18 protein-coding genes and 1 tRNA gene are annotated in these 19,798 nt (G+C 47.6%); 10 read left to right on the top strand and 9 right to left on the bottom strand.

Translation table 11 applies throughout. From position 1 onward, the window contains the following. Positions 1–9 precede the first annotated feature (9 nt). From egtB to F8C67_RS08580, 3 genes are read left to right on the top strand one after another with little or no spacing between them, the layout of a single operon-like run. Positions 10–1,173 (top strand): ergothioneine biosynthesis protein EgtB, encoded by a 1,164-nt coding sequence (gene egtB, locus F8C67_RS08570; RefSeq protein ID WP_151667425.1) that lies wholly within the window; start codon positions 10–12, stop codon positions 1,171–1,173. A gap of 8 nt (positions 1,174–1,181) precedes the next feature. Then, entirely contained in the window at positions 1,182–2,150 is a 969-nt protein-coding gene (egtD, locus tag F8C67_RS08575) for an L-histidine N(alpha)-methyltransferase (protein WP_151667426.1), read from the top strand. 11 nt (positions 2,151–2,161) lie between these two features. After that, positions 2,162–2,440 (top strand): DUF427 domain-containing protein, encoded by a 279-nt coding sequence (locus F8C67_RS08580; RefSeq protein ID WP_151667427.1) that lies wholly within the window; start codon positions 2,162–2,164, stop codon positions 2,438–2,440. Between the two features lie 510 nt (positions 2,441–2,950). On the opposite strand, the gene F8C67_RS08585 is transcribed toward F8C67_RS08580, so the two are convergent. From F8C67_RS08585 to F8C67_RS08620, 8 genes are all read right to left on the bottom strand, one after another. After that, on the bottom strand, positions 2,951–3,907 hold the full coding sequence (locus tag F8C67_RS08585; protein WP_151667428.1) for a TIGR01777 family oxidoreductase: 957 nt from the start codon (positions 3,905–3,907) through the stop codon (positions 2,951–2,953). Between the two features lie 12 nt (positions 3,908–3,919). After that, positions 3,920–4,522, bottom strand: a complete 603-nt coding sequence (locus F8C67_RS08590; protein ID WP_151667429.1) for a hypothetical protein — start codon at positions 4,520–4,522, stop codon at positions 3,920–3,922. 38 nt (positions 4,523–4,560) lie between these two features. Next, entirely contained in the window at positions 4,561–5,061 is a 501-nt protein-coding gene (locus F8C67_RS08595; RefSeq protein ID WP_151667430.1) for a GbsR/MarR family transcriptional regulator, read from the bottom strand. 86 nt (positions 5,062–5,147) lie between these two features. After that, the gene (locus F8C67_RS08600; protein WP_223277542.1) at positions 5,148–7,040 is read right to left on the bottom strand and encodes a T9SS type A sorting domain-containing protein; all 1,893 of its coding nucleotides are present in this window, start codon (positions 7,038–7,040) and stop codon (positions 5,148–5,150) included. Between the two features lie 240 nt (positions 7,041–7,280). Further along, complete coding sequence (locus F8C67_RS08605; protein ID WP_170266412.1) at positions 7,281–7,721, bottom strand: hypothetical protein; 441 nt, start codon at positions 7,719–7,721, stop codon at positions 7,281–7,283. A 168-nt stretch (positions 7,722–7,889) separates the two neighbouring features. Beyond that, positions 7,890–7,963, bottom strand: a tRNA-Asp gene (locus F8C67_RS08610). Positions 7,964–8,095: 132 nt separating this feature from the next. Continuing rightward, positions 8,096–9,028 carry a DUF58 domain-containing protein gene (locus F8C67_RS08615; RefSeq protein WP_151667433.1) on the bottom strand — a complete coding sequence of 311 codons (933 nt, stop codon included), beginning with the start codon at positions 9,026–9,028 and terminating at the stop codon, positions 8,096–8,098. Positions 9,029–9,046: 18 nt separating this feature from the next. After that, complete coding sequence (locus tag F8C67_RS08620) at positions 9,047–10,279, bottom strand: ABC transporter permease (protein WP_170266413.1); 1,233 nt, start codon at positions 10,277–10,279, stop codon at positions 9,047–9,049. Here F8C67_RS08620 and F8C67_RS08625 point away from each other — a divergent pair. From F8C67_RS08625 to F8C67_RS08635, 3 genes are all read left to right on the top strand, one after another. Then, entirely contained in the window at positions 10,278–11,468 is a 1,191-nt protein-coding gene (locus tag F8C67_RS08625; protein ID WP_170266414.1) for an exo-beta-N-acetylmuramidase NamZ family protein, read from the top strand. The two genes, F8C67_RS08620 and F8C67_RS08625, sit on opposite strands and share 2 nt — an antisense overlap. A gap of 93 nt (positions 11,469–11,561) precedes the next feature. Further along, positions 11,562–12,767 (top strand): T9SS type B sorting domain-containing protein, encoded by a 1,206-nt coding sequence (locus F8C67_RS08630; RefSeq protein ID WP_151667436.1) that lies wholly within the window; start codon positions 11,562–11,564, stop codon positions 12,765–12,767. Positions 12,768–12,776: 9 nt separating this feature from the next. Beyond that, positions 12,777–13,952: a T9SS type B sorting domain-containing protein gene (locus F8C67_RS08635; protein ID WP_151667437.1), complete on the top strand. Its 1,176-nt coding sequence runs from the start codon at positions 12,777–12,779 to the stop codon at positions 13,950–13,952. Between the two features lie 107 nt (positions 13,953–14,059). Here F8C67_RS08635 and F8C67_RS08640 read toward each other — a convergent pair whose 3' ends face one another. Continuing rightward, positions 14,060–14,770: a TrmH family RNA methyltransferase gene (locus F8C67_RS08640; RefSeq protein ID WP_151667438.1), complete on the bottom strand. Its 711-nt coding sequence runs from the start codon at positions 14,768–14,770 to the stop codon at positions 14,060–14,062. Positions 14,771–15,804: 1,034 nt separating this feature from the next. On the opposite strand from F8C67_RS08640, the gene trxA reads away from it, so the two are divergent. The 4 genes from trxA to F8C67_RS08660 all read left to right on the top strand — a co-directional run bounded on the left by trxA (position 15,805) and on the right by F8C67_RS08660 (position 19,724). Further along, positions 15,805–16,122 (top strand): thioredoxin, encoded by a 318-nt coding sequence (trxA, locus tag F8C67_RS08645; protein WP_151667439.1) that lies wholly within the window; start codon positions 15,805–15,807, stop codon positions 16,120–16,122. Between the two features lie 143 nt (positions 16,123–16,265). Beyond that, entirely contained in the window at positions 16,266–17,702 is a 1,437-nt protein-coding gene (locus tag F8C67_RS08650) for a cation:proton antiporter (protein WP_151667440.1), read from the top strand. Positions 17,703–17,718: 16 nt separating this feature from the next. Continuing rightward, positions 17,719–18,405, top strand: coding sequence for a uracil-DNA glycosylase family protein (locus F8C67_RS08655; protein ID WP_151667441.1), 687 nt, complete (start codon positions 17,719–17,721; stop codon positions 18,403–18,405). Between the two features lie 104 nt (positions 18,406–18,509). Continuing rightward, positions 18,510–19,724: a S8 family peptidase gene (locus tag F8C67_RS08660; RefSeq protein ID WP_223277543.1), complete on the top strand. Its 1,215-nt coding sequence runs from the start codon at positions 18,510–18,512 to the stop codon at positions 19,722–19,724. Positions 19,725–19,798 lie beyond the last annotated feature (74 nt).

Consider the following 19,798-nt stretch of genomic DNA (forward strand, 5'->3'; position numbering starts at 1 on the left):
TAAAACAATATGAGCAAACTCGAACGCTACCTCTCGGTTAGAGAGCTTTCTGAAAAGATATGTGAGCCGTTGGCCACGGAAGATTTCGGAATGCAACCCTACGTATATGGTAGTCCGCCCAAATGGCACCTCGCACATACCTCTTGGTTTTTTGAAACCTTTATTTTGAAGGAGAATCTACCCGACTACAAGATTTTCGACAAGCGTTTTCCCTTCTTCTTCAACAGTTATTACCAAACCATGGGCGAACGCCAGCAGCGGGATCGTCGCGGTTGGTTAACACGCCCCTATGTCGATGAAATAATGGCTTACCGCGCTCATGTAGATTATCACATGCGTGAGCTCATTTCAAACAATCCCAGCGAGCAAATTCGGTCTCTCATCGAGATTGGCCTCCACCACGAACAGCAGCATCAAGAGCTTTTACTTACGGATATCAAACTCGGTTTAAGCGTGCAGCCCTTTGATCCGGTTTATTCAAAAACACCTCTAATTCCGGATGGAAAAGCCATTATAAATGAAGAGCGCGAATGGATTGAAATTCATGCCGGGATGTATCCTATTGGTCACGATGGCGAGGGTTTCGCTTTCGACAATGAATATGCGCGTCACCAGGTTTATTTGAATCGGTTCAAGATTGCTTCTACCCCAGTAACCACAGGGGAGTTTATTGAATTTATTGAAGCTGGAGGCTATTCAGACTTCAACTTCTGGCACGACGAAGGTTGGGCGTGGGTTCAGGATGAAAAGGTCAAACTTCCCATGTATTGGAAGGTAGAAGACAGCGGCTACACGCACTTCACTTTGGCCGGACGCAAACCTATCCTAGGCAATGAAGTAATGCAACATTTGAGCTTTTATGAAGCTTCGGCATTTGCGGCCTGGAAGGGACGTCGATTGCCCACAGAATTTGAATGGGAGGTCGCAAGTGACAACTTCTCGTGGGGTAGTGTTTGGGAATGGACAAACAGTGCCTATCTCGCCTACCCGGGCTACAAAAAGCCACCCGGTGCGGTTGGCGAATACAATGGGAAATTCATGGTGAACCAAATGGTGCTGCGGGGTTCGTCCATCGCCACATCCCCAAACCATGCCAGAAAAACATATAGAAACTTCTTTCATGCACCTTTGCGTTGGCAGTACAGTGGTCTGCGCTTAGCGAGTGACACATAACCCTGAACATGTCAACAATCACCGAACTAAGTAAAATAGCGAAAGACGTAAGAGACGGACTCACCTCCTCTCCCCGCACACTGCCCTCGAAGTACTTTTACGACGATGCAGGCGACAAGCTTTTTCAGTCCATAATGGCAATGCCGGAGTATTACCTTACCGATTGCGAGTTTGAAATATTTCAGACGCAAGCGGATAATATTCTCAATACCATTGCCCCGAACAAACGTCCGTTTAACCTCATTGAATTAGGTGCAGGAGATGGCAGCAAAACCCGCGTTCTACTGCGACACTTTCAAGAGAAGGGCGTGGATTTCACGTATTGTCCAGTTGATATTTCAGCCGGAATCCTAGAGGAACTAAAGGAAGAAGTGCTCAAGGAACTTCCGGATTTGAACATCGAATTACTCGCAGGAGACTACTTCGAACTACTGAATCAGAGAATTGGCAAGTTCGAAGGTCGGAACGTATTCCTCTTTCTCGGAAGTACCATTGGCAATTACAACGAAGAACGCGCTACACGTTTCCTCCAAAAGCTACGAGACGGTATGCGTGAAGACGATCAGCTGCTGATGGGCGTAGATTTAAAAAAGGATCCTTCGGTCATTCTAAAGGCGTATAACGACCCGCATGGCATCACGAAGGAATTCAATATGAACTTATTGCGTAGGCTCAATGTTGAAATTGGTGCAAACTTCGATGAGAGGTACTGGATGCATCATCCGACATACGACCCTCAATCGGGCGAAGCGCGGAGCTATCTCGTTTCAACAAAACCGCAGGAGGTTTATATCGAGGCACTTGATGAAACCTATTCTTTTGAGGCGTGGGAAGAAGTTCACACGGAAATCTCGAAGAAATACAGTTTGAATCAGCTTGAAAAGCTCGCCCAGGCCTCTGGTTTTGATGTCGCCGAAAACTTCTTGGATTGCAAGCACTATTTCGTGGACACGCTTTGGCGTCCGCACAAATCATAAAATCAACAAAGATGAAAGCAGTATGGAATGGCAAAGTGATCGCGGAGAGCGATGACACGATTATCATTGAGAACAACCACTACTTTCCACCGAATTCGATTGTAGACGAATTCTTCTCAAAAACAGATACCCACACGGTTTGTCCGTGGAAGGGAACCGCCTCTTACTACACGATTGAAGTGGATGGCGAACAGAACGTAGATGCGGCTTGGTACTACCCGACTCCAAAAGACGCAGCGAGCCAGATTAAGGACTACGTGGCGTTTTGGAAGGGTGTGAAGGTGGAGTAGGATTGCTTCCTGCGTCAGCGAAAGGTTCCCAGTCTGACGACTGGAAAAGGGTCCTCCGCCTACCGGCGGAAGAAAGGATCCTTCACCTGTCGGTGAATGAAAGGATTCTCCGCCTGACGGCGGAGGAAAAGCAGGAGTTGTTCAAGGATCGGATAAATCCATTCGGAGAGCAAGGGCTGAAGCCGCGTGCCAATTGGATGTATTTACTAAGGTCCTTGCGTTGAATTTAGCTCTACTGTCCGACCCTCTGACTCCCGAATGGCTTCGCCTCTCGGGATTCCTCCCTACGGTCGGAACCTCCAACCCTCAATTTCGTGGAGCAAGGGCTGAAGCCGCGTGCCAATTGGAGGCATACCCCAAGGACATACCTTCGATTACCACAGGGTTTTAACCCGTGGTAGTCGATTCCCCCTCTCCCTCTAACCTTGGGGGCCCCCGAGCCCCCGCCTGGGACTAATATCCGAAGGACAATTCACAAGAGTCGTAGAACAAACGGGTACAAACGTTTACTTACACTTCGGTTCCTAACCAATCATATCGACCATTAACTGAAGCTTTTTGCGAAGGTTGGGACCTTTCTAGAGCATTGACCGCATCAACAATGTGCGGATAACGGTATTCGAAACCAGAATGACGAAGCTTCTTGCCGAGCACGTTGCGGCTTTTTAGCAAGAGTTCCGGTTCCGTCTTGAGCAGGATTGACCCAAATTGGACCATCCATTCCGGCATTTTGAGGAGCGATAAACCACCTTGAGCTCGCGATGTGGTGCGCATGAACTCCTCTACGGTTGTGGGTTGTGATGCGAGATTTACTGGACCTGAGAGCTGAGATTTCGCGCAGTGGAGGACCGCCTTACAGAAGTCGTGAACGTGAATCCAAGAGAACTTGAGGGCGCGACCACCGAAGCCTCTGAAGCCGAAGAGCGACAATTGACGCATAGGCGGATAAGCTCCGCCAGTTCTTCCGAGTACAATGGCCGTGCGCAGTAAAACTAACCTGCTCGTTTCCTCGAAGTGGAGACGCGCTTCCTCCTCCCATTTCGTCGCGAGGTCTACGCTGAAACCGGTTCCATGCTCGCCATTTTCATCCCAATAATTTGTGGTAGAATCGCGGTAAATCGTTGCGGTACTCATCTGAAGCACTACTGGAGGTGGAGAGTCACACTTGCGAGTGGCTTGTCCGAGTGCACGTGTTGAATCTATCCTGCTCGCATAGAGCTTCTGCTTATTAGGCTTCGTATAGCGCGTATCCACACTTAAACCACAGAGATTCACCAGAACGTCAGCGCCATCTATAAGACGCGTCAAGGAATCAATATCGACGGGATTCCATTGTACATAATGAATGCCGTGCTGATCTTCGCGATGTTCACGAGTAAGAACCGTGACATTATATCCCAAATGAGTGAGGTATAGTGAGAGTTCTGATCCCAGAAATCCGGTACCTCCGGCGATAATCCAATTCATAGTTGAAATGATTTATAAATCCAGTGGATGATGCGTATTGGCTGATTGAGCCTTGTTGAGTTCAATACTCTCGATGACGATGTAGACAATGGCGAGTATTGGACCCGCTAAGAGCATGATCCACAGTCCGAAGTACATCATCATCAGGCCAGTTTCATATCCCATGGCGGCTGCTGGAATAACAATGGCGCCAAGTATCACGGCTAGAAAGATGAAGGATATTCTCAATGTGCTATCCGCCGTTTGTTTAATTCGAAAGAGAACGGGAAGCAATAATAATAGTCCTACGACTGCTGGAATTATGTAGGCTAGTGCTTCTTCAAGCTCACTAATATCATGAATTAGCGTCCCGATGAATTGCCCTACAGCGCTGATTCCATAGTACAATCCGATAATTCCGATCGCCACGTCGTACCCGTCTCTCATTCCCCCGAGATCGGACTTGATCACTACGCGATAGTAAATAGAACTCAAGGGTTGATAAACAGCGAGAATAGCGAAGGTTGTCGAGCCAAAATCCGGCTTGAAGATTAAACCTAGTATAGTGAGTAGCGCAAGAATCACCTGGAAGATCACGCTGACTCGTTTCCGATTCAAACTGATTGCTGCATTCATAATTTTCAATAATTTTTGAAAGTTTGTGATAAAAAAATTTAGCCTTTAAGTTTTCTGATGGTCTTCATCAGGAAGTTATCTGCAGCGGAGGTCATCATGCCTAAGACTTGCAGTGCCTGGCTCGTAACATTATCGATGTCCTTGATAACCTTTTTGAACTCCTCTACTTCCGGGCTATTTCCTTCTACTTGCTTGAGAATGGTCAATTGGTCTTTGACGGTATCCAGTTCGCGTTTCTTGCGTTCATCAGCAATTCGTTTTGCGACCACCCAAAGGTCTTTCTCTGCACGGAAGTAGTCTTTGCGATCTCCCTTTTGCATATCGCGGTATACCAATCCCCAATCTACAAGTCCGCGCAGATTCATGTTGGCATTTCCGCGAGAAACACCGAGTTCTTCCATCACGTCATCTGTGGTGAGTGATTTAGGACTGATCAACAAGAGCGCGTGAACCTGCGCCATAGTTCGATTTATCCCCCACTGCGCGCCGAGCGTGCCCCAGGTTTGAATGAATCTCTCTTTTGCTTGTTGATATTCCATGGGGTAAATATACGGTTCAATATTTAATTTTCAATAATTTCTGAAAATAAATGAACTGCCGACAACTAATTACAGTCATTCGAATGCTATTCCACAATCACCTTCCTAAAGGTACTTATTCCCTTTCTAGAGTGATATTCCAAAACATACACGCCGGCTGGATAGCTTCCCAGCTCCATGTGGTGTGTGGATTCCGTTGTCGCCTCAGAGTTCAGGAGGGTTCCTTCTAAGCTGTACAATCGTAGAATTCCGGGTTCTGGAAGGCCGTCTATCGTGAGTTGACCTGTAGTTGGGTTTGGATAGAACGTTATGTCGTCTGCCACAACCTCTCGCATGCCAATTGACCCTGCATGAATACTGTCGCAGATCATCACATCCGTGCATTCGAAGTAGGCACGCACACATATGCGGTACACGCTATCAGCCCCATAGGTGTGTTGAACTACATCTCCCCAATACTGTGTTCCGTCGCCCATAAACCACTGTACGCTATCGGCGAGTGGTCCAGTATAGGTAAGGGTTACACTGTTCGAGTCGTTGTTCCCCGATACGCTAAAGCTAGGTTCCGGAACATCGCATTGGTATTTTGTGAGGAAGAAGCTGCGCTGGCTGCCCACTTTATAAAGGGTATCGTTCCCCATGTACATTCCTTGGTCGAAGTTACCGCCAATGTAGAACGTGTTAGCTGGGCCAGCGGTGATGGCGTTGCCCCATGAGCCTCCCCCGAAATTGGTCACTGTTCGATCCATCGAAATCACGGAACCATCCAATATCTCAAATCTCGTAATAAAACCATCATAACCCTGATTCGGAGCAGTTTTCAAAGTATCAGCATGTGAAGGCCAATACATCTGACCACTGTATCCTGTAATGACTACTTCGTCGTCAACGACCTCTATACCTTGTCCTGTAGACATTCCACCGGGAACGGCCATGCTAGACCAGAGATGTGAACCGGTGGCGTCTAAAGCGGTAACAAAAGGGGAAACGGCTCCTACGGGAGAGGTATATATATGCCCAGCCAATATTGTATTGCGTTTCACAGCACCTGTAATATAAATGTTCCCTGTAGGATCAAGATTAAGGGCCTCTATTTGCATTTCATCAACACCAGCGCTCTCATGCAACCATTGCAATTGGCCAGAACTTGAAAAGCTTGCGATGTAAGAATCGGATTGAAGGGTGTCGCCGCCGATGGTGATCCAGCCGTTCGTGTTTTTGGCTATGTTTCGTCCTGCGACAACGTAATCTCCAGAAACAGGATTTCGTTTAAAAAAAGTTACGCCTCCCCAGTAATACGACAAATGAATAGCATTACTTGAATGCATTTGGAGTTGACTCAGTGAGATCTGTTGACCAGACTGGCTATACTCAACCACGTAAACGCCGTGAGTTGGAATAATACTATCCGTTTCCCAACGGAACTTTCCAGGACTTAAGTGACAGAGCCAAAAAAGGTTTCCATTTGGAGCTATATCTAAATCGAGAGATGAGCTTATGTTACGATACGTAGAAAGGTCAAAAGTCATGGTATCCGGTTCTGGCATTGCCAACCACTGAAAAGTACCTGCCGTGTCATACTTCAACAAGAACATACTCTGGCGTAGGGTATCTTCGATGTAGGCGAAGTTCGAATCGTAAGGAATTCTGGGAAGGATGGTGTCAGTATCAAAGTGAACAGCTGTATTCGGTGGACCAACAGGGTTATTTTTCACATTCTCCACATAACCCGTAACGTAGATTCCATCGGTGCTATCGGCTTTCAATGCATAACCAAAATCATAATCTCTACCACCTATGACTTTAGACCACCTGTGACGACCGTCTGGAGTAAAACTACTGAGCATAAAATCAACTGTGGCACTTACACCGACTTCAGAATAGCCAGTAAGCGAAACAGAATCAACCATCAATCCATCCCCTCCCACTATAGCCAATACATAGATATTTCCAGCTCTATCCGTTTCAAGAAACTTCACATCATTATAATCTAAAGGCCGTTGAAGTGAATTTGATGACCCACCGCGAATTGACCAGTCCCATTGAGCGAGGCTGCAAAGTGACAGCAGTAATGATAGCGTTAAGAAAAGGGAGCGCATGGGAGATTGGGAATTAAGGAGAGGACGGTTGAGATTCTTCTTAAATGTACGAAAAGTGAATTCCGATGTAACTCAGGTTAGTCGATTCAATGAAACCTATCAAATCGCATCTACCACATTTCACCTCGGCTCATTATCCATCTCCTCCCCCAACTCAAGCAATATATTATCCCGTATCCCAAAGTAAACTTCTCTCAGAACCTGTCGCTGATAATCTACTGTGATTACATCTTGATACGGCGCAATAGCTATAGGCTCAACCAACAATATGAACGCATAGTTAGCGAGTCCTTTCTTCGTTCCAAAGTCGACCAGCAATAGTCTATAAGTCCCGTCAGCCTGCAAGGAGTCCACCGTCAAACAACGCAAGGATTCATCATTGATTAACCCAGTAGAATCACAGGATTGTACCAATAAATACGCCTCATCAGAATTAAAATAGATGTTGTGTACATCTTGAATGAACTTGTCGTGGTCGTGGTCGTGATCAAGACCAAGCGAATCGGTTTGTGACCAAACAGTGGAACTAACAAGGCTGAAAAAGAGAGCAATCCGGAACATAATGACAAGATACTCCATTCATACTAAGCGCACTCAGCCAACGGTTTAATCGTGCAACTCTTCCAAGTGTTTGTGGGAACCTAGAAGGTGCTCATCAGATCGATTTCTGGTCAATAGGGATAGTGTCTAACAACAAAAAAAGGGAAACCATTTCTGATTTCCCTTCTGCGGTGCGGACGGGACTCGAACCCGCGACCCCCGGCGTGACAGGCCGATATTCTAACCAACTGAACTACCGCACCAATGTTGTTATGTCATGCGCTCCATTGCTGTAACGCGGTGGCAAATATACAACGGTTTTCATTCCTGTCAAGTGTTGAGGCAAGAAAATTTGAAATTTCTGCATCCCACGGCTGACGGGCGATTGCCGAGATTTAATACAACTTTCTGCGCTTCAATAAGTAAGGCAGCAAAACCTGGTTGTATCCCAAACGAATATTTGCCTCCACCCAGTCAATTTTAAATTGACCACAACGGAGTTCTATCTCCTTTATCAAACTGTTTCGGACCTTCTTGTACTCCTCCCTAACCTCTTCAGGATGGAGCTTCAATTCCTCCCCCGATTCCAAGTCCACAAACCTGTGTGGCTTGTTTCCAAATTCGAATTCCCTCTCCAACTTCCCATCCTCCACATGCAAGAGTACCAACTCATGCTTGTTGTACCGGAAGTGCTGCAAAGCCTCAAAGAGTTCCTCTCCCTCCTGCTCCGCTCTTTCCAAGAAGTCACTGAAAATGATGACCAATGACCTCCTATGCAGACGCTCCGCCAATTCGTGCAGCTGCGGCGCCAAATGCGTCGATTTGTTCTCAGAGGTATCCGTAATCACCTTCGACAATTCCGTAAGCAACATGTGATGATGCGCCCGGTTTGTCTTCGCCTCCGTATGCAAGTCTACCTTCTCATTGATGGTCGTAAGTCCAACCGCATCGCGTTGCCTCCTCAAAAGATTCATCAAAGATGCCGCTCCATAAACCGAAAATGCTAGCTTATTGGGTTCCTCAAATCCAATGGCCTTTGGATCTGGAAATAACATCGACCCACTGGTGTCAAGCACAATCTGACAACGCAAGTTGGTCTCTTCTTCATAGCGCTTCACAAACATCTTGTCTGTTCGCGCATAGAGCTTCCAATCTATGTGACGGGTTGATTCCCCCGTATTGTACAACCTGTGCTCCGCAAATTCTACCGAGAAGCCGTGATATGGACTTTGATGCAGCCCCGTGATGAAACCTTCAACTACTTGTCGAGCCAAGAAATCGAGGCGTTCAAAATCGCGTATGCTATGTAAATCGAGAGAACTTGACATTCGTCGGTATTTCGGTTATCAATCGAAACGCAAGGCTTTCGCCGGACGTATTCTCATGATGATATAACTTGGCGCCATCATCGAAACAAGGCAGATGACTAAGGTACCCAGATTCAAGGCCAATATCAACCATGGATCTAGCAAAACGGGCGCCTCTGATACGTAGTACGTAGATGGGTCTAACTTCACAAAGCCCCAATAATGCTGGGCAAGGCAAATTCCTATGCCAATCAAATTTCCCCAGAAAAGTCCGCGTAAAATCAAATATCCACTTTGATATAGAAAGATCCGTCGAATCTTGCGGTCACTTCCTCCAAGCGACTTAACAATGCCAATCATTCTCGTGCGCTCCAAGATCAATATCAGCAAGGCACCAATCATGTTGATGGTAGCCACTACGAGCATAATCCCAATAATCAGGAACATATTCACATCAAAAAGCTCAAGCCATTTGAAGAGTTGTGGATTCTCCTGTAGGACGGATACGGCGTTTAGATGAAAGGGCAAAGCTTCACGCAACTGAGTGGTTTGTGGGGTAATCTCATCAAAATCATCAATAAAGACCTCCATCTTACCTACCTCATCGGCATGCCAATCGTTTAAACCGCGAATTAAATTCAAATCACACAGTACATACAGGCGGTCGAATTCCTCCAGTCCCGTATTGTAAATTCCTGAAACCATGAGGTATCTGGTGAGCGGCGGACGATTGTTGTCGCGAATGAAGTAGACCACCACCTCATCTCCCGTATCAATCTTTAATCGGTTTGCCGTGCTCCGCGAAAGCAAGATGCTATCGCTTTCCACTGAATCGCGAAAGCTGGGGATAACACCATATTCCATGGCATCTTCGAAAAATGTCCAATCGTATTCCGGACCTACACCCTTGAGTGCAATGCCTTCGAAGTCATCCTCAGAAGTGAGAATTCCGGCTTTGGAGGCCGTGCGTTGAATATGTGTGAATCCGTCAAGTTTCTGAATATCAGGATAGAATTCAATCTTGGTGGAGATGGCCTTATCCTCGTACGAAATGTTCGAATCGTACGGTTGAATTTGAATATGCCCGGAGAAGCCAATAATCTTATCTTTGATTCGCTCTTGAAGTCCGACTCCCGTTGCAACCGCGATGATCATCAATACCATTCCGAGTGCAATGGCCGTTATGGAAACGGTAATAACCGGACCCGTAATTGAGTCTTTGGAATTTTCCGAACGAACCAATCTCTTGGCAATGAACCACTCCCAGCGCATGAATACAATTTTCGAGGCTAAAGATAGACAAATGCCATTCCTAACCCTGATTCTGTTCACATGGATTCTGGGCATCACCGGATGGGCTCAGTCTCCTACGCCTGCAGCTGATATTCCCGATCTGTGGCTCCCAAAACTCGAAGGAAAGACCATCGCCGTAGTGGCCAACAACACTTCTCGCGTAGGAGAAACACATCTCGTGGATTTCTTAGTAGCGAACAATGTGACGATTAAGCGTGTGTTTTCTCCCGAACATGGATTTAGAGGGAAGGCCGCTGCAGGCGAACATGTGAGTTCCGAAATTGACGAAAAAACAGGCATTCCGCTCGTATCGCTCTATGGAAATCACAAGAAGCCGGCTCCGTCGGAAGTAGCTGATGTCGATCTTGTGCTCTTCGATATTCAAGATGTTGGCGTGCGATTCTACACTTACATTTCCACCATGACCTACGTAATGGAGGCTTGCGCCGAAAACGGAATTCCTTTCTATATTCTCGATCGTCCAAACCCCCATGGCAACTTGATTGACGGTCCCATTCTAGAACCAGAATTCACCTCCTTTGTAGGACTACACCCCGTTCCCATTGCACACGGAATGACGGTTGGAGAGTATGCAGCCATGGTAAAGGGTGAGGGATGGATTAAGGACTCAAAAAAGCTCGACCTATCCGTTTTTGTTTGCAATAACTACACACACGAATCGGTATACGAACTGCCGGTTGCGCCCTCGCCTAACCTTCCCAATCAAGCGTCCATCATGCTATACCCTTCCCTCTGCTTATTTGAAGGAACGGTTGTGAGCATCGGACGAGGAACTGATTTACCGTTCCAACAATTTGGTGCTCCTTGGTTTGAAGATTTGGGAACGACATTCACTCCAACAAGTCGATCCGAGGCACCGCATCCCAAGTATGAAAATGAAGAGTGCTACGGCGTGGAACTAGCCTCATTCGGCGAGAATTTCATGCACAACTACGAGAAGTTGTACATCTTCTGGTTGCTCGAAGCTCACCGACAATATAATGGCGACGAGCCTTTCTTCACCAACTACTTTCGCTTGCTCGCTGGAACTGAAAAACTTCAGAAGCAAATTGAACATGGATGGAGTGAGGCACAAATTCGTGAGTCATGGGAAGAAGGATTGTCCGAATTCAAACTCGTCCGTGAGAAGTACCTTTTGTACGAGTGAGCACATCGCCTATTCGTCTCAATGCAACGTTAACTCAATGGTAGGAACCTCAAGCCGAAATTCAGCGTAATAGGAGGTACATTGCAACACCAAATGAAACGTTTCCTTTTCATCACATGCTTAGCGCTCACCTTCACGTTAAACTCTAGCGGGCAAAACCTGCTGGTGAATGGTGGTTTCGAACCGGATGATTGTGAGCTGCCCGCATGGCGGCTTAGCGAAATTTGTGCCCCTTGGGACACGCTCGGGGATGCTGGAGATTGGCAAGACCTGATCGTTCAATATTACGGCGAGTGCTCAAGTCGTGGAAATGCGGGAAGCCGAGATCCACGAAGCGGCAGAGGGTGCATCGGCATCCCTACGCACGGCTGGCCAGCTTCGGCAGCTGAACCTCATCAATCGAGGGGGTATCCAATTGGTGAATTGACCCAAACGCTTACACAGGGCCAGACCTATCAGCTCTCCTTCTGGGTTCAAACGTTGTACTCCAGCAACGCTATGATTTATGCGACTCAAGGTCCGGGAGCCTTATTCACCAGCACAAGGGAAAACCTCAACTTCAACAACGAATTTGTACTCGAATCGGACAATGCGATATACGGAACAGAGATTGTCTCTGAGGTTGGCGAGTGGACACAAATCTGCATGACATTTACAGCAACGGGGTATGAGCGCTTCATGATTCTGGGAAACTTCAGAACAAATGAGGATACTCCAAAGGAACTCATCAATCCAAATGACGATCCAGACGCCACGGTTTGGAAATGGTCCTATTACCTGATTGATGATGTTGTGCTGATACCTTACGAAGCACAACCTGCAGTGCTGCCTAGCTCCGCAGGTATTTGTCCAGATGAAGACCTAACCCTGAGTCTTTTACGTGTTGAAACTGGACAATGGGACGACGGATCTACGGACCCTACGCGTGTTGTATCCGAGCCTGGAACGTATGGATACACCTACTTAGATGGAGCCTGTTTCAGGACAGACTTCATAGAGGTGAGTGAGGTTAACTGCGAGAAATGCCATGTTTACCTTCCAACGGCTTTCACGCCGAATGGCGATGGAAACAACGATGAATGGAAGCCAGAGCTCGTGTGTGATGCAATAGAATACCGGGTTGAAGTTTACGACCGCTTAGGAAACCTGATGTTCCGTACCTTTAACATTGATGAAGGCTGGAGTCCCCCTGCTACGATTCAAGAAGGCACCTACGTGGCCAGAATACAGATGACCTATGAGCTTTACGGCGAGCGCGATTTCATCGACGAGCGAGCTCTTATTGTCATCATGAAATAACAGATATAGATGCGAAGTACGCTAATAGCTTCACTTTTCACACTCTTCACACTTACCGTCACCGGGCAAACTCAAAACTTTGTGGTGAACGGCGGTTTTGAACCTACGGATTGTCCGAGCACTGGAACTACGCTGTTTGAAATCGCACCGCCATGGCGGGATCCGTTTACGTCATCCGACCATTACGGACCGTGTACTTTCCCAGGAAGCGCCACCACCAATAACAACGTTCCTCCACAAGAAGGAGATGGAAACGTGGGCTTGTACGGTTATGGCCGCTTTGGTCAGATTTACAACCGAGAATACATCATCGGTGAGCTTACCACAGCCCTTACGGCTGGTCAGCGTTACCGCGTGAGCTACTGGGTGCACCCGGTTTACACGCCGCAGTTCGACATCAACGCTGGGATCGACGGTCCGGATGTACTCTTTTTTGAATCGTATTCCGATTTCACTAGCTCGGTTCAACGAAACAACTACGATTATTCTTCGGATTCGGCACTTCACCCAGATTACACGATAACGGAGCTCAACGAGTGGACGCAAGTTTGTTTGAACTTTACTGCTCGCGGGTATGAGCGTTATATCGCGTTGGGAACCTTTAGAACGGATGAAGAGGTTCAGGCCGAATTGTTAGGTGGAAACACTCAGCCCACCTTGGGATACTACCTCATCGACAATGTGGTTGTTCAACCCATAGACGAGCCCGTGCTAACAGGCACACGTGAACTTTGCCCAGGCGGAGAAATCACACTCACCGTTCCCGATGGACTTTTTGGTGAGTGGGACGACGGTTCCACGGCGCTTACACGAGTGATTGATGAACCGGGCACTTACAGCTATGGGTATCAGGATGGTATTTGCTATCGGGTTGACCAGGTTGTGGTAGAGGAAGTGAACTGTACGCCATGCAACGTGTACTACCCATCGGCATTCACCCCAAATGGCGATGGGACGAATGAAGTGTGGATGCCAGTATTCGAATGTGCACCAATTGAATATCAGCTCGAAATCTACGACCGTATAGGAAACCTTGTATTCCAAACCTACGACCGCAACAACTCGTGGTCGCCCCCAGCAGATGCCCAAGAAGGCACTTACGTGGCGATATTGCGCTTCACGTACGAGCTTTATGGGGACAGGACGGTGATACAGGAAAGGGTTGAGGTGAGTTTGATGAGGTAGGGGATCATCCGCCTAACGGCGGATGAAAGGTTCGCGATCCGCCTACCGGCGTATGCGAAAGGATCTCCTCCTGTCGGAGGAGAAAGAGCTAGAGGTTTACGTGAGGGTTACTTGAGGCCCAGGGGTGGTACGGGGGTGATAATGTTCGCGATATCGTCAAAGCCATTGTCCTCGAGCCACTTTTGATAAACGGCTTTACCACTTCGAGTAGAGGCCACTCCCCATTTCAGTTTGTTGCGTAGTTTGTCATCTTCAGTTAGTGGCTGAATTAGATTGTGCTGTTCAAACTCCGATCGAAGGTGACTGAATATCATGGCCACGGAAACGGATAGATTATAACTCTCTACAAATCCGTACATAGGGATTTGTATGTGGTAATCCGCATTTTTTGAACTGTCACTAGAAATGCCCTCCCATTCGTTACCAAAAATCACAGCTATTGGTCTATCTAAGGGTAATTGTTGAATGGCCATGCCACTTTCGTGTGGTGTAGTGGCAGCAATAGCGTATCCACGCTCCTTTAAGCTGTTGATCGATTGACCTAGGTCTACTGATCGTTGGATATCCAACCATTTATCCGACCCCCTCGATATCTCTGACTTGAATCCCACCTGCCACTCTGGCTCAACCATATGTAATTCTTGAAAACCTAATGCGTCCATCGTTCTTATGACTGCGGAAGCATTTTGCTCTTTCATGGTGTTCTCGAGTATAGCAACGGCACGTCTGGTTCGCTTAGAGAGCACTTCATCAAATCGTGCTATGCGTTCCTTGGTCAGAAAACCTGAGATGTAGTTCCAATGTGTTTCGAGGTTCATGGGGCGAAGATAGAGGATATGGAGGTTGGAGGGTTGGAGGGTTAGAGGGTTAGAGGGTTAGAGGGTTGGACGGGACGATGTTCCGACTGAAAGGAGGAATCCCGAGAGGCGCAGCCGATTCGGGAGAGGGGTGGACCGGGTGATGTTCCGACTGAAAGGAGGAATCCCGAGAGGCGGAGCTGATTCGGGAGAGGGTTGGACGGGTTGATGTTCCGACTGAAAGGAGGAATCCCGAGAGGTGGAGCTGATTCGGGAGTTAGACAGCATAGGTAGGGCTAATGGGCCACGGGCTAAAGCTCTGTGGCAATTGGAGTGGCTCTTACCGATACCACGGGCTAAAGCGCGGAGGCATTTGGAGGAAGCATTTTTCTTACCACGGGCTGAAGCCCTGTGGCAATTGGAATGGCCCTTACTGATACCACGGGCTGAAGCGCGGAGGCATTTGGAGGAAGCATTTTTCTTACCACGGGCTGAAGCCCCGTGGCATTTGGAATGGCCCTTACTGATACCACGGGCTAAAGCCCCGTGGCATTCGGAGGAAACCTTTTAGGCACCACGGGCTAAAGCCCTGTGGTACATGGATTCAAGTTGAACCCGAGGCTATATCCTATCTCGAATGGATTGGCCTAGCTTGCCGAGGAACGAGGCCTTATTGATCGCCGAAGGCGTCAATCCTTGCGGCCGAAGGACGCCTTGTGCATGCCGAAAGCAGGCGCCTTATCCTCCGCCGAAGGGCGGAGCGATCCTTGCCGACCGCAGGGAGGCTCCTTTCCGCCGGTAGGCGGATCCTTATCCGCCGCCAGGCGGATTCCTTTGCCGACCGTAGGGAGGCATCCTTTTGCCTCCGCGGCAGCGGAGCGCAATCCCCCCCCCTCATAGCCCCAACTAATCACCCCATCACACAAATCAATAACCCTCCTTTGGTGGAGTAAGGAAGTCGTTTTACTTTCGTCATACCATTCGCGAGGCAAAAGAGCGAAATAGCGTAACTTGGCCCGCAGAATTAACGGAAACTCATCATAAGAAAGAAAGTAATGGCTCTAGAACTCACTGCCGACAATTTCGAATCAACAGTTCTTAAATCAGACAAGCCTGTATTGGTTGACTTCTGGGCAGAATGGTGTGGCCCTTGCCGCATGGTTGGTCCAGTTGTAGAAGAACTATCTGGCGAATATGACGGAAAGGCTGTTATCGGTAAGTTGAACGTTGACGAGCACCAAAGCATCGCCATGCAGTTCGGCATCCGTAACATCCCTACGCTTCTCGTTTTCAAAAACGGAGAGATTGTTGACAAGCAAGTAGGTGTTGCACCTAAGCACGTCCTCGCTGGAAAACTCGATTCAGCTATGTAATTAGCCGATCGATAAGATCATATCAATCCCGCTAAAGCAAATGCCTTAGCGGGATTTTTTTTACCAGCTATGTGACAACAGTCATATTCCAAAATTTTCAGTTGAGCTAACTTGACAGTATTCTAATCAGAATTCTGCCGGTCATGAAAAAGTGGTTACCTCTCCTGTGTCTCCTCTTCCTTTCAACACCTCTCACAGCTTCCAGCGGAGACCCCTACTCTTCCGAGTTTCTGGCCATCTTCTTCCTGATTCTAGGTGCAATATTCGGAGGCTTCCTCGCCAAAAAGGTCAATCAACCGCCAGTACTAGGAGAACTTATCATCGGTATTGTCGTCGGCACCGTTCTCTACCAAATGAATGATAGGGTGGCCATTTCAATCCGACATATTTCTGAGATAGAGCACATCATCGAGCACGATCACGAAGGTCTTTCCTGGGAAGAAAATGTAGAGTCTTCGGTAGCGCACCTCGACGTTCGTCCAGAGGTAAAGGAGAAACTAATCAACGTTCTCGAAAACTCTGATTATGCGAAGTTTGCTCAACACGCTCGTTATGCCCTGCTCTTTTCATCTATTGGAGTGATTCTACTCCTTTTCATGGTGGGACTTGAAACGAAGACCACGGAAATGTTGGGAATGGGAAGACCGGCATTAATAGTGGCCGTCGTCGGAGTGGTTTTCCCCTTCATCTTCGGCTATCTGATAACCCTTGTCCTAATGCCCGAAGTCTCAAACAACACCGCAATTTTTGTGGGGGCAACACTGGGCGCGACAAGCATAGGCATAACGGCAAGAGTTTTCAAGGACAGCAATGCATTGCATCTCAAAGAATCAAAACTGGTCCTCGGAGCAGCTGTGATTGACGATATCCTCGGACTAATTCTACTCGCCGTAGTTACGGGCATCGTGACCTCCGGAGCATTCAACTTATCGGAGCTCCTCATCATTCTCGCCAAGGCCATTGGCTTCCTGGTCGTTATTTACTTGTTTGAGCGCTACCTCATTCGAAAGAGCATCGACATCTTCGCGAAATTCGCTGGAAAGCGCACCTTCCTGTTCTTTCCTGTCGCCCTACTCATGCTTCTCGCATGGACAGCAGATGCGATTGGTTTGGCCACCATTGTTGGTGCTTTCGCCGCGGGCATGGTTATTCAAGAGAAGTATTTCGAGAATGTGAAGCTTCCCCATCAAGATATTGAAGACTTAGTAGGACCGATTGAGGAGATCTTTGCGCCAATCTTCTTTGTAATGATGGGATTTCAAGTAGATGTAACCGCATTCTTAGACGTAGACATCATCCTCATGGGATTGGGAATTACAGCAGTAGCCATCCTAGGAAAAGTCTTAGCCGGATTCTTCACGCGGAGGGGCTACAACAAATGGCTTGTTGGTGTGGGACTCATTCCTCGAGGTGAGGTGGGCATCATCTTCGCCTCGATTGGTCGGGCATCAGGCGTACTTGACGACCGGTTGTTTGCGGTTGTGATTCTGGTTGTCATTCTCACCACCCTTCTCACACCGCCGATGCTCAACAAACTGATAAAAGCAGAGAATGCGAAGATAGCATTGCGCAAAGCTTAGTCTTACCTTGCGGTTTATGACGAGAGCACAGCGAATCTTAGAATGGTATCGTACGTTAGAAATCAACGTAGATCTTCCAGCACATATTGATGTCCTCAATCCCTACAAGGAAATGTCAGACAGTACCTATGCCGCCTTGCAGGAGTTTTACGAACGGTACTATTCGGATGAACGTCCACGTAAACTACTCATGGGCATCAATCCCGGAAGGCTAGGCGCCGGACTTACCGGTATCCCGTTTACTGACACTCCCGCTTTAGAATCAATAGGTATAGAGATGCCAGAGGTAAACACGACTGAGACCTCAGCCGATTTCGTTTGGCGTGTGGTAGAAGCCTATGGTGGTCCAGAAGCATTTTTTGGTGAGTGGTTTATCGGTGGGGTATCTCCTCTCGGTTTCATTCAAAAAAATGACAAGGGAAACTGGGTGAACTTCAATTACTACGATTCACCCGATGTACAGAAAATGCTCACCCCATTCATCATTGAACAGATTCAAATTCAGAAAGAACTCGTGGGTGGTGCTGACAAACTCGTGCTCTTTGGTACGGGCAAAAATCTGAAAGCCATAGGTAACCTCAATAAAGAACACGATTGGTTTGTGCAGATTGATGCGCTTGAGCATCCACGCTTTGTCATGCAGTATAGAAGGAAAAGAATACCTGAGTACTTGGAAAAGTTCGTGGCCACGCTCAATATGTAGGATTATCCTGACATTCAGCAAGTTGTTAACAACTTCTATACGTATCGTATGTAATTTTCTGAACAAGTTTCTCTACATTGGGTGTATCACTAAACAATCCTACTATGTTGAAGAAGCACGTTAAGCACCTAGCTATGGGTGTAATGGGTGTTGCAGCTCTTGCTAGCTGTACTCCTGATGCCATGAATGAAGGCATCGAAAGCAACCTTTCGGATGTAGTTCGTTATGAGAACGGAAGCATCATTCCAAACCAATACATTGTGGTTCTGCGCTCCCAAGGGGAGATGTTCAAGACAAATCCACAGGACATGTCGTTTGACGAGGCACAGCGCACGGTGCAGCAGGCGGCAGAGGACATCACTAACCGAAACAACCTTTCTGCTGGTAAAATCGCACATGTGTATGGAAAAGCCATTGTTGGATTTAGCATGGAACTTACACAGGAAGAGCTAGTTCGACTAAAAGAAGACGATGCCATTGACTACATCGAATCGGATAAGTTCATAGCACTTGCTCCAGGCGGAAAAGGCAAGCCAGGAGGTGGCGGTGGTACTGCTCCGCAAGTTACTCCATGGGGGATTACTCGTGTAGGAGGGGCTGCAGACGGTACAGGCTTGAGAGCTTGGATTATCGATTCAGGAATCGACCAAGATCACCCAGATTTGAATGTGAACACGGCGTTGAGTCAATCTTTCCTATCGGGTAATCAATCTACAAATCCAGACGATCAAAATGGTCACGGCACACACGTGGCTGGCACAGTTGCGGCCATTGACAATGCCGAAGGAGTTGTGGGCGTTGCCGCTGGTGCGGAGGTGGTTTCTGTTCGCGTACTTGACCGTCGTGGAAATGGAAGTCTCTCTGGAGTTATCGCAGGGGTGAATTATGTGGCCGGCAATGCGAGTTCTAACGATGTGGCCAACATGAGTTTAGGTGGTGGAATCAGCACCAGCTTAGATGCGGCCGTTCTTTCCGCTTCAAGTGCTTGCCCTTTTGTTCTAGCTGCAGGCAACGACGGAATTGATGCCAATAACTCTTCTCCGGCTCGTGTAAACGGACCAAACATCTATACAGTTTCTGCAACGGATGCAAATGATAACTTCGCTTACTTCAGTAATTATGGCAATCCACCAGTAGATTACGCTGCTCCAGGCGTAAGTATCGAATCGACCTACAAGGGTGGTGGATACTCTACGTTGAGCGGGACATCAATGGCTGCACCACATGTTGCGGGCATTGTACTACTTGGAAATGTCAACTCCAGTGGATCAGCGAACAATGATCCAGATGGAAATGCCGATCCAATCGCGCATCAATAAAAAACAGTGCACACAAAAAAAGGCCGTCCAAATTGGGCGGCCTTTTTCATTTTATCAATTCTGCACGTAGCCCT

Source organism: Phaeocystidibacter luteus (assembly GCF_008933115.1).
Lineage (GTDB): Bacteria > Bacteroidota > Bacteroidia > Flavobacteriales > Schleiferiaceae > Phaeocystidibacter > Phaeocystidibacter luteus.